The organism is Martelella sp. AMO21009 (assembly GCF_053484295.1).
In genome coordinates this window covers 342,560-366,407 of sequence record NZ_JBAKFR010000002.1, presented here as the reverse complement: position 1 = coordinate 366,407, position 23,848 = coordinate 342,560, and the positions used below count along the sequence as shown (strand labels likewise).

Annotated in this window: 22 protein-coding genes; 5 read left to right on the top strand and 17 right to left on the bottom strand. The window is 63.3% G+C overall.

The features are described 5' to 3' along the window. Positions 1-328: 328 nt before the first annotated feature. Positions 329-733, top strand: coding sequence for a hypothetical protein (locus V6766_RS03930; protein ID WP_448463796.1), 405 nt, complete (start codon positions 329-331; stop codon positions 731-733). A gap of 293 nt (positions 734-1,026) precedes the next feature. Here the strand turns inward: V6766_RS03930 and pgi are convergent, their stop codons facing one another. The 10 genes from pgi to V6766_RS03880 all read right to left on the bottom strand — a co-directional run bounded on the left by pgi (position 1,027) and on the right by V6766_RS03880 (position 11,338). Then, positions 1,027-2,652: a glucose-6-phosphate isomerase gene (pgi, locus tag V6766_RS03925; RefSeq protein WP_448463794.1), complete on the bottom strand. Its 1,626-nt coding sequence runs from the start codon at positions 2,650-2,652 to the stop codon at positions 1,027-1,029. A gap of 222 nt (positions 2,653-2,874) precedes the next feature. Beyond that, entirely contained in the window at positions 2,875-3,564 is a 690-nt protein-coding gene (locus V6766_RS03920; protein ID WP_448463792.1) for an ABC transporter ATP-binding protein, read from the bottom strand. Then, complete coding sequence (locus V6766_RS03915; protein WP_448463790.1) at positions 3,561-4,310, bottom strand: ABC transporter ATP-binding protein; 750 nt, start codon at positions 4,308-4,310, stop codon at positions 3,561-3,563. Before V6766_RS03915 ends, V6766_RS03920 begins: the two co-directional genes overlap by 4 nt. Then, positions 4,303-5,298: a branched-chain amino acid ABC transporter permease gene (locus tag V6766_RS03910; RefSeq protein ID WP_448463788.1), complete on the bottom strand. Its 996-nt coding sequence runs from the start codon at positions 5,296-5,298 to the stop codon at positions 4,303-4,305. Before V6766_RS03910 ends, V6766_RS03915 begins: the two co-directional genes overlap by 8 nt. After that, complete coding sequence (locus V6766_RS03905; RefSeq protein ID WP_448463786.1) at positions 5,295-6,209, bottom strand: branched-chain amino acid ABC transporter permease; 915 nt, start codon at positions 6,207-6,209, stop codon at positions 5,295-5,297. Before V6766_RS03905 ends, V6766_RS03910 begins: the two co-directional genes overlap by 4 nt. 75 nt (positions 6,210-6,284) lie before the next feature. Next, on the bottom strand, positions 6,285-7,436 hold the full coding sequence (locus tag V6766_RS03900; protein ID WP_448463784.1) for an ABC transporter substrate-binding protein: 1,152 nt from the start codon (positions 7,434-7,436) through the stop codon (positions 6,285-6,287). A gap of 521 nt (positions 7,437-7,957) precedes the next feature. After that, entirely contained in the window at positions 7,958-8,836 is an 879-nt protein-coding gene (locus V6766_RS03895; protein WP_448463782.1) for an alpha/beta hydrolase, read from the bottom strand. After that, on the bottom strand, positions 8,833-9,240 hold the full coding sequence (locus V6766_RS03890) for an acyl-CoA thioesterase (RefSeq protein ID WP_448463780.1): 408 nt from the start codon (positions 9,238-9,240) through the stop codon (positions 8,833-8,835). Before V6766_RS03890 ends, V6766_RS03895 begins: the two co-directional genes overlap by 4 nt. Positions 9,241-9,251: 11 nt before the next feature. Next, positions 9,252-10,874, bottom strand: a complete 1,623-nt coding sequence (locus tag V6766_RS03885) for an AMP-binding protein (protein ID WP_448463778.1) — start codon at positions 10,872-10,874, stop codon at positions 9,252-9,254. 50 nt (positions 10,875-10,924) lie between these two features. Beyond that, a complete protein-coding gene (locus V6766_RS03880; RefSeq protein ID WP_448463776.1) occupies positions 10,925-11,338 on the bottom strand; it encodes an acyl-CoA thioesterase in 414 nt (137 codons plus the stop codon). A 459-nt stretch (positions 11,339-11,797) separates the two neighbouring features. Here V6766_RS03880 and V6766_RS03875 point away from each other — a divergent pair, with 459 nt between their 5' ends. The 4 genes from V6766_RS03875 (at position 11,798) to V6766_RS03860 (ending at position 15,839) form a co-directional block, all read left to right on the top strand. Then, the gene (locus V6766_RS03875; RefSeq protein WP_448463774.1) at positions 11,798-14,077 is read left to right on the top strand and encodes a bifunctional salicylyl-CoA 5-hydroxylase/oxidoreductase; all 2,280 of its coding nucleotides are present in this window, start codon (positions 11,798-11,800) and stop codon (positions 14,075-14,077) included. Then, positions 14,074-14,817 carry an SDR family NAD(P)-dependent oxidoreductase gene (locus V6766_RS03870; RefSeq protein ID WP_448463772.1) on the top strand — a complete coding sequence of 248 codons (744 nt, stop codon included), beginning with the start codon at positions 14,074-14,076 and terminating at the stop codon, positions 14,815-14,817. Before V6766_RS03875 ends, V6766_RS03870 begins: the two co-directional genes overlap by 4 nt. Before the next feature lie 68 nt (positions 14,818-14,885). Next, positions 14,886-15,305: a RidA family protein gene (locus V6766_RS03865; protein ID WP_448463770.1), complete on the top strand. Its 420-nt coding sequence runs from the start codon at positions 14,886-14,888 to the stop codon at positions 15,303-15,305. Between the two features lie 72 nt (positions 15,306-15,377). After that, positions 15,378-15,839 (top strand): MarR family winged helix-turn-helix transcriptional regulator, encoded by a 462-nt coding sequence (locus V6766_RS03860; protein ID WP_448463768.1) that lies wholly within the window; start codon positions 15,378-15,380, stop codon positions 15,837-15,839. 220 nt (positions 15,840-16,059) lie between these two features. Here the strand turns inward: V6766_RS03860 and V6766_RS03855 are convergent, their stop codons facing one another. The 7 genes from V6766_RS03855 to V6766_RS03825 form a co-directional block, all read right to left on the bottom strand. Then, positions 16,060-16,863 (bottom strand): SDR family NAD(P)-dependent oxidoreductase, encoded by an 804-nt coding sequence (locus V6766_RS03855; protein WP_448463766.1) that lies wholly within the window; start codon positions 16,861-16,863, stop codon positions 16,060-16,062. After that, positions 16,860-17,702, bottom strand: coding sequence for a fumarylacetoacetate hydrolase family protein (locus tag V6766_RS03850; RefSeq protein WP_448463764.1), 843 nt, complete (start codon positions 17,700-17,702; stop codon positions 16,860-16,862). Before V6766_RS03850 ends, V6766_RS03855 begins: the two co-directional genes overlap by 4 nt. Positions 17,703-17,730: 28 nt before the next feature. Beyond that, positions 17,731-18,156 (bottom strand): cupin domain-containing protein, encoded by a 426-nt coding sequence (locus V6766_RS03845; protein WP_448463762.1) that lies wholly within the window; start codon positions 18,154-18,156, stop codon positions 17,731-17,733. Between the two features lie 330 nt (positions 18,157-18,486). Next, the gene (locus V6766_RS03840; protein ID WP_448463912.1) at positions 18,487-19,419 is read right to left on the bottom strand and encodes a TIM barrel protein; all 933 of its coding nucleotides are present in this window, start codon (positions 19,417-19,419) and stop codon (positions 18,487-18,489) included. 23 nt (positions 19,420-19,442) lie between these two features. After that, positions 19,443-20,945 (bottom strand): glycerol-3-phosphate dehydrogenase, encoded by a 1,503-nt coding sequence (locus V6766_RS03835; protein ID WP_448463760.1) that lies wholly within the window; start codon positions 20,943-20,945, stop codon positions 19,443-19,445. Beyond that, positions 20,942-22,558 (bottom strand): FGGY family carbohydrate kinase, encoded by a 1,617-nt coding sequence (locus tag V6766_RS03830; RefSeq protein ID WP_448463758.1) that lies wholly within the window; start codon positions 22,556-22,558, stop codon positions 20,942-20,944. Before V6766_RS03830 ends, V6766_RS03835 begins: the two co-directional genes overlap by 4 nt. 12 nt (positions 22,559-22,570) lie before the next feature. After that, positions 22,571-23,536 (bottom strand): sugar-binding transcriptional regulator, encoded by a 966-nt coding sequence (locus V6766_RS03825; RefSeq protein WP_448463756.1) that lies wholly within the window; start codon positions 23,534-23,536, stop codon positions 22,571-22,573. Between the last annotated feature and the right edge of the window lie 312 nt (positions 23,537-23,848).

The window sequence follows — 23,848 nt, the reverse complement described above, 5'->3', positions numbered from 1 at the left end:
CAAAAATAAACCGCTTTCGTGCTGTGGCATTTTGGCACAAGGGTTCTAAGGCGTCACCTGTCCCCCCGACTTTTTCGCCCGCGTTGCGTGAAAATTGCCACTTCGCAAGGCAGCAGCTTTTGCCGCGCGGCAGATTGTCGCGTCGGACCCGATCCCTCCAGGCGAAAATTTCACCCGCCATCGCGACTTGGTTGCAGGGAACCGGCAGGGCAGTCCCACCGTTGATTCCCACCAAAGCGCTTTTCGCAGTTGCAGTACCGGAAACTTTCATGCGACAATACGACACATGTGACAAATTGCGCATGACCGTTTCGAGGAGGAAACGACTATGACCGGCCTATTTTTCTTTCCCTATGTGACCAGCGCCGTCGGCGTTCTGCTCGGCGTCTACTGGACCAACGAAGCGCGCGAATATAACCGCCTCGACTATATCCTGCGCGCCTGCTTCATCTTCATCATCAACATTGTGATCTCGTTCCTGCTGGAATTCGCCTTCCCGATGGAAACCGTGACGAGCTCGGGCATCGCGCTGTCGACCGCCTATTTCCTGGGTCTCTCGATCTACGCCGTGGTGCCGGGCCTTGCCTTCGGCCGCTTCACCGCGTTCCGCGCCCGCAATATGGGCCTCGACAAGTCCGCGGCCTACTGGTCCGCGATCCCGTTCGTATTCATCTATTTCATGCTGGTCGCCCACAGGAGCGAGCGCCACAAACACACGCCCACCCACGCCTGATTGGCTGCGGGATGAATGAATCGAAAAGCCCCGGCGCGATGTCGGGGCTTTTTGTTCGTGCTGAATCCGTGTCGCGTCTGGCCTCACCCTCAGGCTGAAGGCATTCCGGTCCGCTGCTTACCCTCATCCGGCCTTCGGCCACCTTCTCCCCAAGGGGAGAAGGGGAGTACGGCGCGATTCTGCGTTGCCGCTTGCTCAGAGAACGCTGCAAGGCTCCCCCTCTCCCCGCAGGGGAGAGGGTGGCGCGAATGCGCCGGGTGAGGGCAGCGGCCTCATCGCCATTAAGGCGCCCGCTACTTCGCCGCCTCAAGCAGCGCCGCAACCAGCCCCTTGGTCGAGGAATCATGCCCTTCGGCGCTTTCCTTGCCCGAGACGACAGGCAGCAGCCCGGTGGCGAGTTCCTTGCCGAGTTCCACGCCCCACTGGTCGAAGGAGTTGATGCCGAACAGGACGCCTTCCACGAACACGCGGTGCTCGTAAAGCGCGATCAGGCGGCCGAGCGCGTAAGGCGTCAGACTGTCATAGACGAAGGTAATCGACGGGCGATTGCCGGAAAACACGCGGTGCGGCGCGATCTTCTCGGCCCTTGCGGCATCCATCCCCTTGTCGAGAAGCTGGGCCTTCGCCTCCTCCAGCGAACGGCCCTTCATCAGCGCTTCCGACTGCGCCAGGCAATTGGCCATCAGCAATTGGTGCTGGTGGCGCAAATCGCTCTCGAACCCGTTGGCGGCGATCATGAATTCGATCGGGATGATGTTGGTGCCCTGATGCAGGAGCTGGAAGAAGGCGTGCTGGCCGTTGGTGCCGGGCTCGCCCCAGACGATCGGCCCGGTCGGCGTGGTGACATGTTCGGAGCCGATCGTCACCGACTTGCCGTTGCTTTCCATGTCGAGCTGCTGGAGATAGGCCGCAAAGCGCGACATCCGCTGGTCATAGGGGATCACCGCGCGCGAGGGATAATCGAGGATCACCCGCTGATAGAAGCCGACCAGCCCGAGCAGGAAAGGCAGGTTTTCCTTAACCGGGGCCTCGCGGAAATGATTGTCGATGGCATGGGCGCCATCGAGGAATTTTCCGAAATTCTTCTCGCCGATCGCGATCATCAGCGGCAGGCCGATCGCCGACCAGATCGAGTAACGCCCGCCGACCCAGTCCCAGAATCCGAAGACGCGCGACTGGTCGATGCCGAAATCGGCGACCTTGTCGAGCGCGGTCGACACGGCGCAGAAATGATGCGCGACCGCTTCCTCGCCAAGGGCCCCGGCGATGAACTTGCGGGCCGTCTTGGCATTGGTCATGGTCTCGATCGTGGTGAAGGTCTTGGAGGCGACGATGATCAGCGTCGTCGCCGGATCGAGCCCCTTCAGCGTGTCGGCGATATGGGCGCCGTCGACATTGGAGACGTAGTGCAGCCTCGGCCCGTCATGGAACGGCGCGAGCGCCAGCGTGGTCATTGCCGGGCCGAGGTCGGAGCCGCCAATGCCGATATTGACGACATCGGTGAACGGCTTGCCGGTGGCGCCGCGAATGGCGCCGGTGCGGATGCCCTCGGCGAAATCGCCCATGGCCTCCAGCACCTCGTTGACATCCGGCATCACGTCCTTGCCGTCAACCATCACCGGCGTGTTGGCGCGGTTCCTGAGCGCCGTGTGCAGCACGGCGCGGTCCTCGGTGATGTTGATCTTCTCGCCGGAAAACATCGCCGCGCGCTTGTCCGCGACGCCCGCCTCATCGGCGAGCTTGACCAGCAGATCGAGGATTTCGTCGTTGATCGCTGTCTTGGAAAAATCCATCAGCAGGTCTTCGAAGGAGACGCTGAACTTCGAAAACCGCTCCGGATCGGCGGCAAAGGCCGCGCGCAGATCGGTGGCGTTGGCGCGCTCGGCCGTTTCCCTGAGCTTGGCGATGAGGGTGTTCATATCAGTCTGCTCCCTGACTATGGGGTGGGGCGATAGGTGATACCTAGAACCCTTCAGGCATAATTGGAAGCGTTCGGCGGCATTGAAGGCGGGCGGGAAGCGAAAATCAAGCGCTGGACTGCATTGTTTCAACAGATCGACCGGCTCGCTCCCGATACTCTCCTCCGCTGGCGGGAGAGAAGATTGGGGCTATGCGGCAAGGTCAGATGCGATCTGCCCGCCTCAAACGCCGAGATACCGGTCCGTCAGCTCCGGCGTCAGTGCGTCGATGCCGCCCTGCCAGACCGTTTCGCCGCGCTCGATGATCACCGCGCTGTCGGCGACGGAGACGATTTCCTTCAGCGACTTGTCGACCAGCAGGATCGAGAGACCCTCCGCCTTCAGGGCGCGGACGCCCGCCCAGATTTCCTGCCGCACCACCGGGGCGAGGCCCTCGGTCGCCTCGTCGAGGATCAGGAGGCGCGGATTGGTCATCAGCGCGCGGCCGATCGCCAGCATCTGCTGTTCGCCGCCCGAAAGCGTGGCCGAGGTCTGGCGCATGCGCTCCTTCAGCCGCGGAAACAGGGTCTGCACCCGTTCGATGTCCCAAGGGCCGGGGCGAGCGGCGACGACCAGATTTTCGGCAACCGTCAGCGGCGCGAAACAGCGCCGCCCCTCCGGTACAAGCCCGACGCCGAGCTGGGCAACCTTCGGCGCGGAGACGCCCTTGAGGTCGCGCCCGACGAAGCTGAGACGGCCTCCCGAATGCTGCAGCAACCGGCTGATACAGCGGATCGTGGTGGTCTTGCCCATGCCATTGCGCCCCATCAGGGCGACGACCTCGCCCTCGTCCATGGCGAGCGAAACGCCGAACAGCGCCTTGACCGCGCCATAGGCGGCCGTGACGTTTTCAAGCTCCAGCAGCCGGCTCATGCCTCTTCTCCGAGATAGGACCGGCGGACATCGGGATTGGCGCGGATTTCGGCAACGCTGCCGGTCGCGATGATCTTGCCGTAGACCAGCACCGAGATGCGGTCGGCGAGCGCGAACACGGCGTCCATATCGTGCTCCACCAGCAGGATCGGCGCTTCGTGTTTCAACTCCGCCAGCATGGCCGTCAGTTGCTGGCCGCCCTCAAGCCCCATCCCCGCCATCGGCTCGTCAAGCAGGAAGGCGCGCGGGCGCATCGCCAGCGCCATCGCGATCTCGAGCTTGCGGCGTTCGCCGTGGGAGAGCGCGGAGGCTACGACATCGGCGCGGTCCTTCAATCCGGCTTCGGCGATATGAAACAGCGCCGGCTCGGTGAGCTTGCGGTCGGAAAGGGCTGGAATATGGAAGCGGAATACCCGGCCCGAAGCGCCGGCGACAGCGAGCATGACATTCTGCAGCACCGTGAAATCGGCAATCACCGAGGAAACCTGAAAGCTGCGCGCCAGACCGAGCCGGGCGCGGGCGGCGGCATCGAGGTCGTCGATCACCTGCCCCTCGAACCGCATCGTGCCGTGGTCGGGACGGGTCTCGCCGACGATCTGCTTGATCAGCGTCGACTTGCCGGCCCCGTTCGGGCCGATCAGGGCATGGATTTCGCCGGGCATCAGGGTGAGGCTGACATCGTCGGTGACGGTGAGCGCGCCATAGGCTTTGCGAAGGCCGGTGATTTCCAGGATCGGCTCATGCATCGCGGAACTTCCTCCCGGGCAGGTGGCGCGTAATCAGCCCGATCAGCCCGCCCGGCGAATAGATCACGATCACCAGAAGCAGCAGGCCGAGCAGCGCCTGCCAGTATTCGCTGACATCGCCGAGCAGATGCTCGAGCAGGATATAGATCGCAGCACCCGCGACCGGCCCGCACAGCCTGCCGACGCCGCCGAGAATGACAAACACCATGATCTCGCCCGACATGTGCCAGGAGAGCATCGCGGGGCTCACAAACCGGTTGAGATCGGCATAGAGCGAGCCGGCAAGAGCCACGATCATGCCCGAGAGCACGAAGGCGACCAAAAGCACGCCATAGGGCCTAATGCCGACGGCCATGGTGCGCTGGCGGTTCTGCCTTGCCGCCTGCAGCGCCAGGCCATAGCGCGACTGGGTGACGACGGCGGTGAAGAGCAGCGCGATCGCCAGCAGTGCTGCGCAGATCGCGAAATACTGGATCGGATCGAACGTGTTCATGCCCGGAAAATTGTTGCGGACATAAAAGCTCAACCCGTCCTCGCCGCCATAGCGCGGCCAGCTCACAGCGAAGTAATAGACCATCTGCGCGAAGGCGAGCGTGACCATGATGAAATAGACGCCGGTGGTGCGAAGCGACAGCGCGCCGATGGCAAGCGCCAGCAGACCGCCCGCCATCATCGCCATCGGCCAGATGCCGAGCATGTCGTTGCTGCCGGCGAGCGTGAAGGGAAAGGTCAGCACCGGCGTGCCAGACATCGCATGGCTTGCCAGAATGCCGGTAACATAGCCGCCAATGCCGAAGAAGGCGGCATGGCCGAGCGAGACCAGCCCGCCATAGCCGAGCGCGAGATTGAGGCCGACGCCGGCAAGCGCGAAGATCGCGGCTTTCGTGGCAAGCGTAACGGCGAAACCGTTGCCCATCAGATGCGCGCCGATGGCAAAGGCAATCAGGGCTGCGAAGATGGCGAGATTGATGATGGTTTCGCGGGTCATGTCTTCGCCCCGAACAGGCCCTGCGGGCGGATCACCAGAACCACGGCCATCAGGATATAGATCAGCATCGATGCGACGGTGGCGGCCATGGCATTGGCGCCCGACCCGCCGCCAAGTGCGGCAAACAGGCCCGGCAGCAGCGCCTTGCCGAGCGTATCGGTCATGCCGACCAGAAGCGCGCCGATCAGCGCGCCCTTGATCGAGCCGATGCCGCCGATGACGACGACCACGAAGGCGAGGATCAGCACCGGCTCGCCCATGCCGACCTGCACCGACTGGATGGAGCCGACCAGCGCCCCGGCAAAGCCGGCAAGTGCTGCACCAAGCGCGAAAACGATCGTGGAGAGCTTCGCGATATCGACGCCGAGGGCTGCAATCATCTCGCGATCGGCCTCGCCGGCGCGGATGCGGATGCCGAGACGCGTGCGGCCGATCAAGAGCCAGAGGCCGATGGCAACGGCCGCGCCGAAAAGAATGATCACCAACCGGAACATCGGATATTGCAGCCCGCCCGGCAGCGTGACCGCGCCCGAAAGGAGCTCCGGCAGGTTGAGATAGAGCGGAAACGAGCCGAAGACCCAGCGCGTGCCTTCGGAAAACACCAGGATCAGCGCGAAGGTAGCCAGCACCTGATCCAGATGATCGCGGGCATAGAGCTTGCGGATCACGCCCACCTCGATCAGCGCGCCGACGCCGGCGGAAACGAGCAGGCTTGCGGCAAGGCCGAGCCAGTAATGCCCCGTTGCCGCGGCGACAAAAGCGCAGGCAAAGGCGCCGATCATGAACAGCGAACCATGGGCAAGATTGATGAGCCCCATGACGCCGAATACCAGCGTCAGGCCGGCCGCCATCAAAAACAGCATCATGCCGTATTGCAGGCCGTTCAGGGCCTGCTCGACCAAGAGCGACACACGCTCCTCCTTCGCGAAAAATGAAGACGCCGGCCGACGCTTGAGCGCCGGACGGCATGCGGTCTGGAGAAGACCTTACATCTTGCACTCGGCGGCGTAGGCGTCAGCGTGATCGGTCATCACGGTGCCGACAAGCTTGTTGGTCAGCACGCCATTGTCATCGATCACTTCGCGGATCACGAAATCCTGGATCGGATGCTGGTTCGGGCCGAACTTGAAATTGCCGCGCACGCTGTCGAAATCGGCGGCGGCAAGCGCTTGTCTGAAGGCATCGGCGTCGGTGACATCGGCTGCGGCGAGCGCGGACAGCAGCAGGTTGCCGGTGTCATAAGCCTGCGCCGCGTAGAGCGAGGGCAGACGGCCATATTCGGCCTCGAAGCCTTCGACGAATGCCTTGTTGGCCTCATTGTCGAGGTCCGGCGACCAGTCGGATGTGTTCTTGACGCCGATGGCGGCTTCGCCCATGGCCGGCAGGATATCCTGGCCGAAGCTGAAGGCCGGGCCGATCAGCGGCTTGTCGACGCCGGATTCGGCATATTGCTTCATGAACGAGATGCCCATACCGCCGGGCAGGAAGAAGAACACCGCATCGGCATCGCTGTCGCGGATCTGGGCGATCTCGGAAGCGTAGTCGGTGGCGCCGAGCTGGGTGTAGACTTCGCTGACCACCTCGCCGTCGTAGAAGCGCTTGAAGCCGGTGAGCGAATCCTTGCCCGCCGGATAGTTGGGGGCCATGATGAAGATCTTCTCGATGCCTTCCTGGCTGGCATAGGCGCCGGCAGCCTCGTGAAGATTGTCGTTCTGGTAGCTGACCGCGAAATATTTCGGGTTGCAGCCCGCACCCGCAAGCTGCGAGGGCGCGGCGTTGGTCGACAGATAGAACTTGCCCTGGGCGACAGCCGACGGCACCACGGCCATGGCGAGGTTCGACCAGACGATGCCGGTCAGCACGTCGACCTTGTCGGACTGGATCATCTTGTCAGCGATCTGGACGGCGACGTCCGGCTTCTGCTGGTCGTCCTCGACCACGACTTCAACGTCTGAAGCGGCATCGCCGGCCTGTTTCAGCGCCAGCATGAAGCCGTCGCGGCTGTCGACGCCGAGCGACGCGCCGCCGCCCGAAAGCGTGGTGATGACGCCGACCTTGACCGGCTCGGCTTGCGCAACGCCGGCAGCGCCGATCGCGAGCGCCATGACGCCGCCTTTCAGGAAAGTGCTGAGTTTCATAGATGTCCCCTATCTGTTGTTTGCGATTCCTGCGGAATTCGTCTTCGGCCTCAGGCAACGCCCCTCGTGCCCATGCGGGCAGTCTAGTCTAAGCATGTCGCCATGATAAGCCGTTGAAGTGTAACCTGACATAATTCAATTATTACATCAAACTTAAAATAGTTTGCGGATGCATTTTAGGTATTGGGGAGGCGCTTCTGGCGCCGGATAGGCTTTCGTCCGGCGTGATCTGCATTGGCTCATCGACTCGCGCTGCCGAACCTCCGGCTGCCCCCCACGCCTCCCCACTCTCGGCGTCATCCTCAGGCTTGACCCGAGGATCCAAGCACCTATCCATACGAGCGGAGTGAACGGCGTATCAAATACGGGGGCGACACCGTTCCGAAACCCGCCAACGCCTCTCGCGACAGACGGGATTGGGTCCTCGGGTCAAGCCCGAGGATGACGCTGGAAGGATGAGAGGAAAGAACCGGACGGAGAGCTAGAAAATACTTTAATATTTAACTTATTGCCGACTTGACTCACGCCACGCCAATCTGCTCCAGCACCATTTTTCCAAACGGATGGCGCGGATTGGCCATGGCGTCGAGGATCGAATAGTGGTGATGGCCGGGAACGTCGAGCAGGAGGCAGTCGCCGCCCGACGCTTCGATATGGTCGCGATAGAGCAGGCTCTGGCGGTGGAATTCATCGCTTTCGAGCGCGCCGACGGCGGCGATCACCGGCGGGATTTTCGCCGGCATCGGGTGGTCCACGGGGCTGTTGCGGCGCACGGCCTCCGCATCCATGCCGAGATCGTCATTGAGACTTGTCAGCCGGATCGGCTCGAGATCGAACAGCCCGCTCACCGCCGTCACCCCCTTGATCGGAAAGCCGGAGACCGAGCCGAGCCCGGACCAGTCGGCGGCAAGCAGCATGCCGGCGATCTGGCCGCCGGCGGAATGCCCGGAGACGAACACCCGCGCCTCATCGCCGCCGAAGGTGGCGGCGTTGCGCCAGATCCATTCGAACGACCTTCGGCACTGGTCAGCAATCGTGTCCATGCTGACAGCCGGACACAGCCCGTAATCGGGAAACACCACGGTGACGCCGCGCTCGACATAGGGGCGGGCGAGAAACCGGTACCAGGACTTGTCGGTCGAGCGCCAGTAGCCGCCATGATAGAACACCAGCACCGGCGCCGGCCCGCCATCAAGCGCCGGGAAAATGTCGAGCTTCTCGGCAGCGCTCTCGCCATAGGCAATATCGAGCTGGCAGGGCAGGTCTTCCGCCGCCTTCGCGCTCGCCGCCTGCCAGCGCTTGGCATAGGCGCCGAAGGCGGGCACGGCGTCGCGGGCGATATATTGCGCATTCAGGGAGGCTGCGTCATAGCGGCGAAAGGCGTCGCGGCCGGCCTTCATGCTGCGGGCTCCAGAGCGGCTTCGAGTTTTGCCCTGATTGCATCCGGCCAGGGCTGCGGGCGACCCTTGTCGTTGACGAACACCAAGCGTGCATTGGTCTCGAAACGCTTCTCGTCACCGCACCATGCCGTCATCCGATAGGAAAAAGAGGTGTGGCCGACGCGCTCGACAACAAGGGCGATCACCAGATGATCGCCATGGAGGCTCGGCGCGGTGAAGCGGGTCTCGATCGCCGCCGTCGGTACGCCCTCGCGCCCGATGAAATCCTCAAACGGCCATTCCAGAACCTCGGAAAAGAAGGTTTCGACGCAATCGTTCATCATCTCGAAATAGCGGGGGAAGAACACGATCCCCGCCGGATCGCAATGTTTGAACAGGACTTTCTGCTTCATTTCAAAGGGCATTGGACGGTCTTTCAGGACTGCAACCGGAACCGCTGGATCTTGCCCGTGGAGGTCTTCGGCAGCGCCTCCACGAATTTGATGCTGCGCGGGTATTTATAAGGCGCAATCGTCGCCTTGACATAGTCCTGAAGCTCTTTCACCAGCAAATCGCTCGGGGCATGGCCTGCGGCGAGCACGATATGGGCCTCGACGATCTGGCCGCGATCCTCGTTCGGCGCGCCGATCACCCCACATTCCGAGACGGCTTCATGGCGCAGAAGCGCCGCCTCCACCTCCGGACCGGCGATGTTGTAGCCGGCGGAGACGATGATGTCGTCATTGCGGGCGGCGAAGTGGAAATAGCCATCCTCGTCATGCACGAAGGTGTCGCCGGTGATGTTCCAGCCATCCTGGACATATTCGTCCTGACGCTCGCCGCCGAGATAGCGGCAGCCGGCGGGCCCGCGCACCGCAAGCCGCCCCATCGTGCCGCGCGGCGCTTCCGTGCCGTCCTCGGCCAGCACCTTCGCCTCATAGCCGCCGACAGGCCTGCCGGTGCAGGCCGGGCGATGGTCGTTGAACCGGTTGGTGATGAAGATATGCAGCATTTCGGTGGAGCCGATGCCGTCGAGCATCGGCTTGCCGGTCTTTTCCATCCAGGCCTCGTAGACCGGCGCCGGCAGGGTTTCGCCGGCGGAAACGGCGGCCCTAAGGCTCGAAAGATCGGCCCCATGATCCATCGCCTGCAACATCGCGCGATAGGCCGTCGGCGCGGTAAAGCAGACGGTAGCGCGGTATTTCTCGATGATCTCGATCATGTTGGCCGGCGAGGCAACTTCGAGCAGCGTGGCCGCCGCACCGAAGCGCAACGGAAACACGGCCAGCCCGCCAAGGCCGAAGGTAAACGCCAGCGGCGGCGAGCCGATGAACACATCCTCCGGCGTCACGTTCAGCACTTCCTTCGCATAGCCGTCGGCGATGATCAGCAGATCGCGGTGAAAATGCATCGTCGCTTTCGGGTCGCCGGTCGAGCCAGAGGTGAAACCCAGCAGCGCCACATCGTCCTGCGCGGTATCGACGGCATCGAACTGCACGGATTTTTCCAGCGCCAGCCTGTCGAGCTCGGCATCGTGATTGGCGGTGCCATCGAAACCGATCACCTTTTTCAGGAACCGGCTTTCCTTGGCGCAGGCGACAAGCTCCTCCATCAGCCGCGTGTCGCAGAGCGCGAATTCGATCTCGGCCTTGTCGACATATTTGGCAAGCTCGCCGGCCCTCAGCATCGGCATGGTGTTGACCACCACCGCGCCGGCCTTGGTGGCCGCCAGCCAGCAGGCGACCATGGCGGGATTGTTGGCCGAGCGGATCAGCACCCGGTTGCCCGGCTTGACGCCAAGATCGTCGACCAGCACATGGGCAAGCCGGTTGGTCCAGTCCGCCATTTCCTTGTAGGTGCGCCGCCTGCCATTGCCGATCAGCGCAACCCGGTCGCCGAAGCCCTTGGCGACCATGGCATCGGTCAGCTCAACGCCCGCGTTCAGCCGGTCCGGGTACTCGAAGCCTTCGAGCAGCAGATCGGGCCATGCCTCGAAAGGCGGCAGGTTGTCGCGGGCGAAACTGTCGGTGTGGCCCGAAGGCCGGAGATGCTGAGGCATGGTCTGTTCCCGTTGTTTTTATGAGTGAACGCTGCCCGTTTTCCTGTCTGTCAGGCCGGCGGATCCATGTAGGTCTCCAGCCCGGCGCGGACATCGTCTGGCCACGGCCGCGACCTGTGATCCTCGGTGGAGGTGAGCACGATGCGCTGGCGCACGGACCAGATCACATCGCCCCTGACGCGGGCGAAGGTTTCAAGATCAAGCGAGGAATTGCCGATGCGGCGCACATGCATGGAAAAATCCAGCACATCGCCGAATTTCGCGGGCTTTTCGAAGCTGATATCCATCTTCAGCACCGGCATTCCGAGATTGCGCTTAAGCATCATCTCCTCCCAGGAGACCCCGAAGGAGGCGAACATGGCGCGGTTGACTTCCACCAGCATGGAGAAATAGGCCGGGTGATAGGCGATCCCGGTGAGATCGCAGTCGCCGAAGCGCAGGGCTTGAGAGGTTTCAAACGGCAATGACGGACTCCCTTGTTATTGTGGCTGATATCGGCCGCGTTTTGCGGTTATATGGGAACCATAGAGGAGACGGATTATTAGTTCAATATTGAAATATTGCCTCGTCCCTCTCTCTCCGCGCCTCGCCCAGAACTCCGCGTCATCCTCGGGCTTGACCCGAGGATCTAACCACCTATGTCGCGAAACGCGTTGGCGGTCTTCACGGCGAGACCGCGCCGCGATTGTCCTCGCCTGTCAACTCCTTTCGCGTGGCGATGTGCATGGATCCTCGGGTCAAGCCCGAGGATGACGCCGGTGAGGGAGGTCGACACGCCGTACGTCTTCCGACGATCAAAAGAAAGGCGCCGGGCGTCCTTGCCGGCCAAACCCGCGCTTGACACCACCCCCAAACCCAATTTATTTTAAATTCAAATTAATTTTCGCATCAAGCGCCACACGCAGCGACAGGGGAAACCAGACATGAAAATCGCAGTTCTGGGCGGCGGGCCCTCGGGCCTTTATTTCGCGATCTCGATGAAGCTGCGCGACAGCGGCCACGACATTACCGTCTACGAGCGCAATCGCCATGACGACACCTTCGGCTGGGGCGTGGTGTTTTCCGACGAGACGCTGGAGAATTTCAAGGGCAACGACCCGGTCGTCGTCCAGTCGATCCGCGATAATTTCGCCTACTGGGACGATGTGAAGGTGGTGCGCGGCGAGGAAAGCATGACCTCGGGCGGTCATGGTTTTTGCGGCATCGGCCGGATGCGGCTTCTGGTCCTGCTGCAGGAACGCGCTCGCGAACTCGGCGTCAATCTGGAATTCGAAGCCGAGATCGATGATGCCGCCATCGAAAAGCTGCGCGCCGAAAACGACCTCGTGATCGCCGCGGACGGGTTGAACTCGCGCACCCGCAAGCTTTACGAAGACAAGTTCCAGCCGTCGATCGATATGCGCCGCAATCATTTCGTCTGGCTCGGCACCAAGCAGAAATTCGACGATGCCTTCACCTTCATCTTCGAGAAGACCGACAAGGGCTGGATCTGGGCCCATGCCTACCAGTTCGACGACGACACCGCGACCTTCATCGTCGAATGCGGGCCGGAGGTCTTCGAGGCCTATGGCTTTGGCCAGATGAGCCAGCAGGAAAGCATCGCCACCTGCGAAAAGATCTTCGCCCGTCACCTGGACGGCCACAGCCTGATGACCAATGCCAACCACATCCGCGGTTCGGCCTGGATCCGGTTTCCGCGCGTTGTCTGCGAAAACTGGCACTTCGACAATGTCGTGCTGCTCGGCGATGCGTCGGCGACCGCGCATTTCTCGATCGGCTCCGGCAGCAAGCTCGGCATGGAAAGTGCCGCCGCCCTTGCCGACGAGCTCAATTCCGGCAAGCCGCTCGAAAAGGCGCTGGACGACTACGAGGCCGAGCGCAAGCTGCAGGTGCTGCGCGTCACTTCGGCTGCCCGCAACTCCACCGAATGGTTCGAGGAGGTGGAGCGCTATCTCGACCTCGACCTGATGCAGTTCAACTATTCGCTGCTGACTCGCTCGCAGCGCATCGGCCATGAAAACCTGCGCCTGCGCGATCCCGAATGGCTGGCGACGGCGGAAGCCTGGTTTCAGAAACAGGCCGGCAGCCAGTCGACGCGACGGCCGATGTTCGCGCCGTTCAAACTGCGCGCCATGGAACTCAAGAACCGCGTCGTGGTTTCGCCGATGGCGCAGTACAAGGCCAAGGACAGCATGCCGACCGACTGGCATTTCGTCCACTATGCCGAACGCGCCAAGGGCGGCGCAGGCCTCGTCTTCACCGAAATGCTCTGCGTTTCGCCGGAAGGCCGGATCACGCCCGGCTGCCCCTGCATCACCGATGAACAGGTGCCGCTCTGGAAGCGGCTGACCGACTTCGTCCACGCCGAGACCGAAGCAAAGATCTGCGCCCAGATCGGCCATGCCGGCCGCAAGGGTTCCACCCGGGTTGCCTGGGAAGGCATGGACATGCCGCTTGTCGACGGCAACTGGCCGCTGATTTCCGCTTCGCCCATTCCCTACACGCCCGAAAGCCAGACGCCGAAGGCGATGGACCGGGCGGATATGGACAGGGTGCGCGACCAGTTCGTCGCCTCCGTGAAGGCCGCCGACGCGGCCGGGTTCGACATGGTGGAAATGCATGCCGCCCACGGCTATCTGCTCGCCTCCTTCATCTCGCCGGTCACCAACCGGCGCGAGGATGAATATGGCGGCAGCCTTGAAAACCGCATGCGCTTCCCGCTGGAAGTGTTCGCCGCTATGCGCGCGGTCTGGCCGGCCGAAAAGCCGATGACGGTGCGCATCTCTGCCCATGACTGGGTGGGCGAGGCGGGCGTCGAGCCCGACGAGGCGCTGAGGATCGCCGAAGCCTTCAAGGACGCCGGCGCGGATGCCATCAACGTCTCCTCCGGCCAGACCACCAAGGACGAACAGCCGGTTTATGGCCGCATGTTCCAGGTGCCGTTCTCCGACCGGGTGCGCAACGACATCCACCTGCCGACCATGGTTGCCGGCAATATCTACGAGGCCGATCACGTCAACTCGATCCTGATGGCCGGCCGCGCCGATCTGGTGCTGCTCGCCCGCCCGCATCTGGCAGACCCCTACTGGACGCTCCACGCCGCCGTCGAACTCGGCGACACCGAACAGGCATGGCCCGCGCCCTATGAGGGCGGCCGCCGGCAGGCCAATACGCTTGCCGAACGCGCGAAGGCGATGTCATGACGCTCTCCGGCAAAAAGGCGCTGGTCACCGGCGGCGGCTCGGGCGTTGGCGCGGTGATTGCCCGCGCGCTCGCCAATGCCGGCGCCGAGGTGATCATCTGTGGGCGCAGGCGCGAACCGCTCGAGACCGTGGCCGAAAGCCACAAGGCGATCTCGGCGATGACTTGCGACATCACCGATGAGGCGCAGGTGACCGCGCTGTTTGCCGCCGCCGGGCCGCTCGATATCGTTGTCGCCAATGCCGGGGCATCCGAGAGCGCGCCGTTCGCCGCGACCACGCTTGAAAGCTTCAACGCGATGATCGCCGTCAACCTCACCGGCGCATTCCTGACGCTGCGCGAGGGCGCGAAGGCGATGGCAGGGCGCAAGGGCCGGCTGATCGCGATCGCCTCCACTGCCGGGCTGAAGGGCTATGCCTATGTCGCGCCCTATGCGGCAGCAAAACATGGCGTCGTCGGGCTGGTCAGATCGGCCGCGCTCGAATATGCCCGCAAGGATATCACGGTGAACGCCATCTGCCCCGGCTTTCTCGATACCGAGATGACCGAGCGCTCGATCGCCCGTATCGTCGAGACCACGGGCCGCAGCGCCGAGGACGCGCGGGCTGCCCTTGAGGCCACCAATCCGATGAAGCGGCTGGTGCCGCCGGAGGATGTGGCCGAGGCCGTGCTCTGGCTTGCCTCCGACGGGGCCGCCATGGTCACCGGACAGGCGATTTCGATTTCGGGGGGCGAGGTATGAATTCGCCCGCCGCCCACTTAAACACCGCGGAAAGACCGCCCATCAGGTTCGTATTTGAAAGTTCAGGCATGACATCGTATTCGCAATCGCCGCATCAGTTTCTCGAGCCCGAAGGCTGGGTCCCCGCCCGCGGCTACGCCAACGGCATGGCCGCCACGGGCCGGATGGTCTTCACCGGCGGACTGGTGGGCTGGAATGCCCGGCAGGAATTCGAACACGACGATCTCGTCGGCCAGTTCGAACAGACGCTGCGCAATATCGTCGCCGTGCTCGCCGAAGCCGGCGCCCGGCCGGAGCACGTCGTGCGGCTGACTTGGTACATCACCGACAAGCGCGAATATCTCGACAACCTCAAGGAGCTTGGCCTGGTCTACCGCAAGGTGATGGGCCGCCATTTCCCGGCCATGGCCGTGGTTCAGGTCGTGGCCCTGATGGAAGACGCGGCCAAGGTGGAGATCGAGGCGACCGCAGTGATCCCCGCCGGGTAAGACTTGCCGCAATCTGGTTGAGGTTTGAAGCAAATGCGGCTAGAGCGGTTACGGAAGAAGAGAGAATCCGCCATGACCGCCCATGAAGTCAAAGACCCGGCCCTTGCCACCCAGCGCGTGCGCCTCTGGCTGCAGATGCTTAAGGCGGTGCGCCATGTGGAGGGCAATCTCAGGGAGCGGCTGCGCGAGAATTACAGCATGACGCTGCCGCGGTTCGACGTGATGGCAGCACTTCACGCGGCCCCCGAGGGCATGCGCATGAGCGAGCTTTCCAAGCAGCTCGTGGTCTCCAACGGCAATGTCACCGGCGTGATCGAGAAGCTGGTCGCCGACGGTCTCGTTGAGCGCGAGAACCAGGAGACCGACCGCCGCGCCTTTCTGGTGCGCATTACGGAAAAGGGCAAGGCGCTGATGGACGAGGCCACCGCCGTCCATCGCGGTTGGATCGACGAGATCTTCGCCGAAATCGCCGAACCGGACATCGCCCGCGCAATCTCGATCATGATGGATATCCGCCACAAGCCGCATTCGTAGGCGAGGCGAGCCGTTCCGCTCGTTCCTCACCCGCGGAAAGGCCGCTCCCCTCATCCGGCCTTCGGCCACCTTCTCCCCAAGGGGAGAAGGGGAAGACGGCGCGGCTCTGCCTTGCCGCTTGCTCCGAAAACGCAGCACGGTTCCCCCTCGCCCCGAAGGGGAGAGGGTGGCGCGTATGCGCCGGGTGAGGGCAAGCAGCCCCTCCCCGCGACACAGCCCCTCAGTAAATCCCTGTCTCCCGCGCCACGCGGCGGTAGGCCGCGCCGCCGGTGAAGCCGCCGTCGATGACAAAATCCTCGCCGGTGATGAAGGCGGAGGCGTCAGAGGCCAAAAACAGCACGAGCTGGGCCACTTCCTCGGCCTCGCCGCTGCGGCCCATCGGCGTCATCTCGATCATCGGCTTCAGATGCGGGGAGTTGCGGTTGAGGTCGGTGACGATCAGGCCGGGGCAGATCGCGTTCACGCGCACGCCCTTTTCGGCATACTCCATCGCCGCCGTGCGGGTCAGCCCGCGCAGCGCCCATTTGCTGGCGGTGTAGGCCGGGTCGTAATGGCCGGAAAAGCCGCTGTTGGACGAGATGTTGATGACCGAGCCGCCGCCGGTTTCCGCCATCAACGGCAGCGCCGCCTTGAGACCTGCGAATGCGCCGGTGGCGTTGACATCAAGCACCTTGCGCCATTCATCAACGCTCATGTCGGCGATCGTCTTGCGATTGATGATGCCGGCATTGTTGACGAGGATGTCGAGACCGCCGGTCCAGTCGCGCACGGCGTCGATCACCGCCTGCCAGTCGGCTTCGGAGGTGACGTCGAGCTTCAGGAAGCGGGCGTCATGGCCCGCCGCCCGCAGCTTTTCAGCCTCGGCCTCGCCCTCTTCGACCAGCACGTCGCACAGCATCACTCGTGCACCGGCCTCGGCCAGAAGGGCGGCTTCCACCGCCCCCTGCCCGCGCCCGGCGCCGGTGACGATCGCGGTCTTGCCGGAGAGATCGTTCAGCGCCGCCTTTGCCTTTGCAAAGCTCATGCCTGCACCATCTTCTGCCGCTGTTCGCCAAGCCCGGCCGCGCCAAGCGTTACGATCTGGCCTTCCTTGAGGAAGGTCGGCGGCTTCATGCCCAGCCCGACGCCGGGGGGCGTGCCGGTGGAGATGATGTCGCCGGGCTCCAGCGTCATGAACTGCGAAATGTAGCTGACGAGGTGTTTTACGGAGAAGATCATGGTGCGGGTATTGCCGGTCTGGCGGCGTTCGCCATCGACATCGAGCCAGAGGTCGAGATTCTGGATATCCTCGAATTCGTCGGGCGTCACCAGCCACGGGCCCGTGGGGCCGAACGTGTCATGGCTCTTGCCCTTGATCCACTGGCCGGCGCGTTCCGACTGGAATTCCCGTTCGGAGACATCGTTGACGAGAACATAGCCGGCCACATGCGAAAGCGCCTCGTCTTCCGTGACATACTTCGCCCGCTTGCCGATGACGATGCCGAGCTCGACCTCCCAGTCGGTGCGCGACGAGCCGCGTGGAATTTCGACGTCGTCATTCGGGCCGCAGACCGCCGTCGTCGCCTTGGCGAACAGTACCGGCTCGGGCGGCGGCGCCTTGCCGGTTTCGGCGGCGTGGTCGGCATAGTTGAGGCCGACGCAGATGAACTTGCCGATCTTTCCGACGGGCGCGCCATAGCGCGGTCTGCCGTCGACAAGCGGCAGAGTTTCGGGATCGAGGCCGGAAAGCCGGGCAAGCAGCTCCGGCGACAGCGTTTCGGAGGAGATATCCCCGATCACGCCCGAAAGATCGCGGATCGCGCCGTTCGCATCGAGGATTCCGGGCTTTTCGGCGCCCTTTTCACCGTATCGTACCAGTTTCATAGTCTACTCCAGCTTTGAGGATCGTCAGTCAGGCGCGACGATAACCCTCAAGCTGCTCGTCGGGAACATCCGGCAGGTTTGTCACCAGATTATCCGGGGTGCGGCAGGTGAGCCAGACCAGCTCTTCGGTCGTGCTCATATTGACTTCTACATGCGGCATGAACGGCGGAACGAACACGAAATCGCCCGGATACATGTCGGTATATTCCTTGTAGTCCTCGCCGAAATAGATGCGGCCGTGACCGGAGAGCACGTAACCGCCGGTCTCGGCTTCTTCGTGATGATGCGGCGGGGAACGGTGGCCCGGCTCGTTGGTGACGCGACCGAACCAGATCTTGGTGGCGGGCGTGTGCTGCGGGCTGACGCCGGACTTGCGGACGCATTCGCCCGATTGCAGGGTCTGTTCGCCGAGTTCGCTGCTGCGGGTGACGACGGGAATGACTTTAGCGCTCATGGTTTCCTCCAAATTTAAAACTTTTCCACCGGACGGCGGCATTGGCACAGGCAGGAGCAGTCCTGGTCCGGCCTTCAAATCTTTGATGGAGAAACGATATAATCGACACCGCGAAATTACAAGAATGCCGCGCATATATTTTAAATTTGAATTATTAATCTTGCCATCGCGGGTTCACTGGGATTTTGACGTTCATCAGAACGCCGCCGGAATTGGCATAGAATATCAATGAGCCCTACGGCCAGACCGGCAAGCTCTCGACTGCGACAAACTGGCGCAACTGGTCGCCAGGGCGCCGCAATGCCAGTTCTTTTTCGAAAACCGCGATCCTCAGATCTTCAGGTCGCCGGCGCCGGTATCGATATAGGGCGCCCAGAAGGCCACGCTTTCGGCGATATGCGGGATCACCTCGCGGTCGTTGGGCTCGCGCTCCTTGAAGCTGAGTTCGAGGCAGATTTCATTGTCGCGCGCGCCGCCTTCGGCGAAGGCGGCCAGCAGCGGTTCGGGCTGGATCCGGCCCTTGGCGTTGAAGGCCGCGGTAAACGGGCGATGGCCGCCCTTGTCCATCAGGCTCTGCTTGATGTGGATGATCGGCGAGACCGTCGGCACCGCCCGCGCCCAGGCATAGGGATCGTAATCGTCCGGATTGTCGGAGGTGACGTCGCCATGGTCGATGTCGGCCATCATCCACATCGGCACCGCCATATCGGCGGCCGTGAGACGATCCTGCAGCGCCATGCATTCCGCGATCGTATGGCCGAATTCGCGGCCGACCGACATCGGCTCCCAGAAGATGTAGGAAAGCCCGGCGGCCTTGGCGTGCTCGGCGACTTCAGCCCAGCAGTCGATCGCGATCCGGATCAGTTCCTCGCGCCGCTTCGGATCGTCGTAATCGGTAAAAGTGAGGATCGCGAACTGGGTGCCGACCGAAGTACCGCCGAGATCGCCGATGATATCGGCGAAGGTCTTGAACCAGTCGACATAATAGCGCCGGACGTCGCGGTCGGGATGGCCGAAATGGTTGAGCCGGCCATAAGGGCCGGTCATGCCCGACGTCACCCGGACGCCGGTGCGCTGGAGCGCGCCGTCCATGGCCCGCGTCAGCCGGCGGATGACGGGGGCCGGCCAGGACGGGTTGATGAATTCATGGGTCAGCTGAAGATCGCGCAGTTTAAGGTCGCGCGCGGTGGTTTCGATCAGGTCGACCGGATCGGCGAAGCGGTTGACGAGCGGATTTGTGTTCAGGGAAAGCGTCAGCGGCATCGCCCAGGCCTTTCTTTTTGAATTCACTTCAGTTCGGCGTCGAACCAGACGGTGAAGGCGGCCTGCTCGGCATCGCTCAGGTGCAGGCGATGCTTGGTGCGCCGCCACAGCACATCCTCGGCGGTGCGGGCCCATTCATTCTCGACAAGATAGCGCGCCTCGGCCTCGTAGAGATTGCCGCCGAAATGACGGCCCAGCCCCTCGAGACTGTCCGCCGACCCGACGATATCCGCGATCGCCGTGCCGTAGAGCCGGCCATAATGGCGGCGCAGTGCGGCCGGCATCCACGGATAGTCGGTCTTCATCCTGTCGCGGAAGGTCTCGTAATCGGCGTTTTCCATGTCGCCGCCGGGCAGCGGCGCGCTGTCGGTCCAGTCGCCGCCCATGCCGGGGAAGAATTTCTTGAGCTTGTGCATGCCGCGCTCGGCAAGCTCGCGAAACGTAGTGATCTTGCCGCCAAAGACGTTGAGCATCGGCGCGCCGCCGGTCTCGTCGAGATCGAACACATAGTCGCGGGTCACGGCGGAGGGGTTGCCCTGGCCGTCATCGAACAGCGGGCGGACGCCGGAGAAGGTTTCCTCGACATCGTCGCGCGTAAGCTTCTGCTTGAAGTATCGGTTGACCACATCGAGCAGGTACTGGATTTCGCCCTCGTCGGCCTGCACTTCCTCGGCGCGGCCCTCATAGGCGATGTCGGTGGTGCCGATCAGCGCCTTGTTGCCCTCATAGGCATTGATGAAGATCACCCGCTTGTCGTGGTTCTGGACGAGGTAGCTGTGCGGCCCCTCCCAGAACTTCTCGGTGATGATATGGCTGCCCTTGACGAGGCGGACATTGCGGCTGGAGTTGGAGCCGGCGACGCGACGCACGACATCGTTCACCCAGGGGCCTGCGGCATTGACCAGGATCTTCGCCCGGAAGGTCCGCGTCTCGCCTGTCATCGCGTCCTTGGTCTCGATCGTCCAGCCGCCATCCTCGCGCCGTGCGGAAACGCAAGGGGTGCGGGTCAGAACGGTGGCGCCCTTGCGGGCGGCGTCGACGGCGTTCAGCACCACCAGCCGGGCATCGTCCACCCAACAGTCGGAATATTCGAAGCCGCGGGTATATTTGTCGAGCAGCGGCGCGCCGACAGGATCGCGCTTCAGATCGAGCACGCGGGTGCCGGGCAACTTCTTGCGGCCGCCGAGATGGTCGTAGAGAAACAGGCCGAGGCGAACCAGCCAGGCCGGCCGGTCATCGGGCGAATGCGGCAGCACGAAGCGCAGCGGCCAGATGATGTGCGGCGCATTGTTCATCAGCACCTCGCGCTCGATCAGCGCCTCGCGCACCAGCCGGAACTCGTAATATTCGAGATAGCGCAGCCCGCCATGAACCAGCTTGCCGGAGCGCGACGAGGTGCCCTCGGCAAGGTCGTCCTTTTCGCAGAGCACCACGGAAAGGCCGCGGCCCGCGGCATCGCGGGCGATGCCCGCGCCGTTGATCCCGCCGCCAATCACAAACAGATCGATCATCCCGGCTTCGCTCATTTCGATGTCCTTTCATTGGCGGCGGCACCGGCCGCGCCATCGCGTTCGGCGCGGCGATCCTTCGCCATTGCATTCCAGATCGGTTCCAGCGCGCGCCGCGCGGCGGCATAGGTCGGATAGCGTCGCTGATAGAGCGCGGTTGCCGCAGGATCGGGGCGCTCGGCCTCGCCCAGAAGGGGGGTGACCCATTCGCCGATACAGCGCTCCATATCGGGATAGACGCCGATCGCGACCGCCGCCATCATGGCGGCACCCGCAGCGCCAGCCTCCTCACGCGCGGAAACCCTCACCGGCGCGCCGATCGTCGCCGACAACACGCTGCGCAGGCCGCGCGAGCGGGCGGCCCCGCCCGTGAGGCGGAGTTCGCCCGGCATATCGCCCATTTCGGCGTAGCAATCATGCGCCGCCATCGCGAGGCCCTCGACCACCGCGCGCACGAGATCGGGGTAGCGATGACCGGCGGAAAGGCCGATGAAGCCGGCTCGAGCATCGGCATTGATGAACGGCCCACGCTCGCCGGCCTCCGAGATATAGGGGTGGTAGAGCAGCGCGCCCGGCTTCGCCCGTGGAAGCCAGTCGTCAATTTTGGAGACCAGATCGCGGTGCGAGACCTCGACGCCCATATCGGCGAGAAGCCCGCGGCCAACCTCCAGAATCCAGTCGAGATTCAGCGTCGCGGCCATATTGGTCTGGACCTGGGTAACCATGTCCGGGACCGGCAGCGCGATGACATAGCCGGTATTGTCGTCGTTGAGCCGCACGCCCGATGCATGGACGGCGCGCATGTGCACCCCGGTCGAACCGACAGTGGAACAGGCAGTGCCCGCATCGCCAGTATAGACGCCAGCGCCAAGGGCAGTCATGACCATGTCGACATAGCCGAGGCTGACCGGCGTTCCGGCAAGAAGCCCGGTCTGGCTCGCCGCATCGGCGCTCAGGGGATGCGTGACCTCCGTGCCGTCGACGATCTCCGGCAGCAGATGCCGGAAATCACGAAGGCCGAGCGCTTCGATCACGCCGTCGTCATAGGCGCGGTTGCGGAAATTGCCGAAGGTGAAGCTCGCCTCTGAAGGATCGGTCGCCCGTGCACCGGTAAGATTGAGATAGAGCCAGTCCTTGCAGTGCAGCGCCACCGCGGCATTGGCCAGAAGCTCCGGCCGGGTGGCCGCCATATGCGCCATCTGCGCGCCCTGCTGGCAGGTGTTGAGACCGGTGCCGGTCGCCTCGAAACGGGCGCGCGCGCCGGTTGTCTTCTCCAGGCGGTCGACCGTCGGTGCTGCGCGGGCATCGAGCCACAGCCAGGCATCGCCGACCGGCCTGTGGTCGCCATCGGCAAGCCAGGTGCCGTCGCCCTGCCCTGTGACGGCAATCGCCGCCGTGCGGGCGGCCAGCCCCTCGACCTTTTCGCCGAGATGCCGGAGCGCTTCCGCGCAGTCATCCCAGGTTTCTTCCATCGACTGTGTCGCGGATCCATCGCCGCCGGTCCGATAGCGGTTCTTCACCGCCGCCTCGGCGATTTGCCGGCCGCCGAGATCGAAGGCGACCGCCTTGATGACCGAGGTGCCGGCATCGATGCCGATCAGAATATCGCCGCGTCCGTTGTAACTGGCCATGATGCTGCCTCCCTACCCGACCTTGCCGTCCGCAAGCGCGGCAGCGCTCGCCTCGTCGGTGATCAGGCCGCTGATCGTGCCGCTGCGCAGCACGGCGGCCATGGCATTGAGTTTCTCCTCGCCGCCCGCGATCGCGACGATCCGGCGCTTGCCCAGCGCGCTGATGTCGAGCGACACCGTGCGGGCGGAAAGCGACGTCTCTACAAGCTGGCCGTCGCGGTCGAAGAAGTGGCCGAGCACCTCGCCCGCGCCGCCGCGCTCCTGCACCTCGCCGATCTCGGCGACATCGATCATGTGAGAAGCGACGAGCTGCGCGCCCGGATTGGCGGTGCCGATGCCGACCAGCATCAGATCGGAACGGGCCGCCAGGTCGATCATCTGCGACACGCCGCGCTGGGCGAGAAACACCTCGCGGTCGGCGGCCGTGTTGGCGAAGAACGGGATCGGCATGACATAGGCGGAGGCGCCGGTCTTTTCGGCAAGCCGGTGGATGACATCGTGGGGATTGGCGGCGTAGTTGCGCGTCAGCCCGCCCATCAGCGACACGAAGCGCACCCCGTTGGCCGTAATGCGCGGCAGCGCGTCCACCGCGCTCGCGAGCGTGCGGCCATGGCCGACGCCGATCACGTCGGAGCGCTCGGATTCGATTTCCTGGCGGATGAAGCGCGCGCCGGCGATGCCGAGCGCCCTCAAGGGCATGCCGCGTTCGCCGAGATCGGGCACGACCTCGCAATGGGTCAGGCCGAATTCTTCCGAAAGCCGGGTTTCGAGCGCCACGCATTCGGCGACATCGCCATCAATCGAAACCTTCACCGCGCCGCTCTGGTTGGCCCAGGCGATCAGCCGATGGGCCTTGACGGTGGAGATATCCAGACGCGCGGCGACCTCGGCCTGGGTCAGCCCGCCGCCGTAATGAAGCCACGCGGCGCGCAGCGCCATGCTCTCGTCAAAATCGCGCCGTCGACCCGCTCGCGCCATACTCTCTCCCTTTTTGTAATTTTTTATATTTATGGCAATTTATTTCATCAGAACCGCATTCTGTCAATGAAGCGAACATGATGTTGCACGACGAGGCATGCCGCATAGACTGCCTTTGAGCGCCGGAAATATATGAAATAGCGTGTTGGGAAAGGCCCGAATCCGAAGGCGAACGAATGCCTGACAACCGGATTTTGATCCCGGTGATTGACAGCCAAGTTTAATTATAACATAGTTTGCCGAATAGATAACATAGCGATAACACGAACTGTTATCCGTGGTCACCGGTTCAGCCAGCCGTGCCGAAGCAGC

Bases quoted from the DNA above. Each gene is read 5' to 3' on its own strand.
- V6766_RS03890 (WP_448463780.1), bottom strand. From the start codon at position 9,240: ATGCCCTTTGAAATGAAGCAGAAAGTCCTGTTCAAACATTGCGATCCG.
- V6766_RS03920 (WP_448463792.1), bottom strand. From the start codon at position 3,564: ATGAGCCGGCTGCTGGAGCTTGAAAACGTCACGGCCGCCTATGGCGCG.
- V6766_RS03850 (WP_448463764.1), bottom strand. From the start codon at position 17,702: ATGAAACTGGTACGATACGGTGAAAAGGGCGCCGAAAAGCCCGGAATC.
- V6766_RS03930 (WP_448463796.1), top strand. From the start codon at position 329: ATGACCGGCCTATTTTTCTTTCCCTATGTGACCAGCGCCGTCGGCGTT.
- V6766_RS03910 (WP_448463788.1), bottom strand. From the start codon at position 5,298: ATGACCCGCGAAACCATCATCAATCTCGCCATCTTCGCAGCCCTGATT.
- pgi (WP_448463794.1), bottom strand. From the start codon at position 2,652: ATGAACACCCTCATCGCCAAGCTCAGGGAAACGGCCGAGCGCGCCAAC.
- V6766_RS03885 (WP_448463778.1), bottom strand. From the start codon at position 10,874: ATGCCTCAGCATCTCCGGCCTTCGGGCCACACCGACAGTTTCGCCCGC.
- V6766_RS03845 (WP_448463762.1), bottom strand. From the start codon at position 18,156: ATGAGCGCTAAAGTCATTCCCGTCGTCACCCGCAGCAGCGAACTCGGC.
- V6766_RS03895 (WP_448463782.1), bottom strand. From the start codon at position 8,836: ATGAAGGCCGGCCGCGACGCCTTTCGCCGCTATGACGCAGCCTCCCTG.
- V6766_RS03840 (WP_448463912.1), bottom strand. From the start codon at position 19,419: ATGCCGCTGACGCTTTCCCTGAACACAAATCCGCTCGTCAACCGCTTC.
- V6766_RS03855 (WP_448463766.1), bottom strand. From the start codon at position 16,863: ATGAGCTTTGCAAAGGCAAAGGCGGCGCTGAACGATCTCTCCGGCAAG.
- V6766_RS03865 (WP_448463770.1), top strand. From the start codon at position 14,886: ATGACATCGTATTCGCAATCGCCGCATCAGTTTCTCGAGCCCGAAGGC.
- V6766_RS03915 (WP_448463790.1), bottom strand. From the start codon at position 4,310: ATGCATGAGCCGATCCTGGAAATCACCGGCCTTCGCAAAGCCTATGGC.
- V6766_RS03835 (WP_448463760.1), bottom strand. From the start codon at position 20,945: ATGAGCGAAGCCGGGATGATCGATCTGTTTGTGATTGGCGGCGGGATC.
- V6766_RS03860 (WP_448463768.1), top strand. From the start codon at position 15,378: ATGACCGCCCATGAAGTCAAAGACCCGGCCCTTGCCACCCAGCGCGTG.
- V6766_RS03870 (WP_448463772.1), top strand. From the start codon at position 14,074: ATGACGCTCTCCGGCAAAAAGGCGCTGGTCACCGGCGGCGGCTCGGGC.
- V6766_RS03825 (WP_448463756.1), bottom strand. From the start codon at position 23,536: ATGGCGCGAGCGGGTCGACGGCGCGATTTTGACGAGAGCATGGCGCTG.
- V6766_RS03830 (WP_448463758.1), bottom strand. From the start codon at position 22,558: ATGGCCAGTTACAACGGACGCGGCGATATTCTGATCGGCATCGATGCC.
- V6766_RS03900 (WP_448463784.1), bottom strand. From the start codon at position 7,436: ATGAAACTCAGCACTTTCCTGAAAGGCGGCGTCATGGCGCTCGCGATC.
- V6766_RS03875 (WP_448463774.1), top strand. From the start codon at position 11,798: ATGAAAATCGCAGTTCTGGGCGGCGGGCCCTCGGGCCTTTATTTCGCG.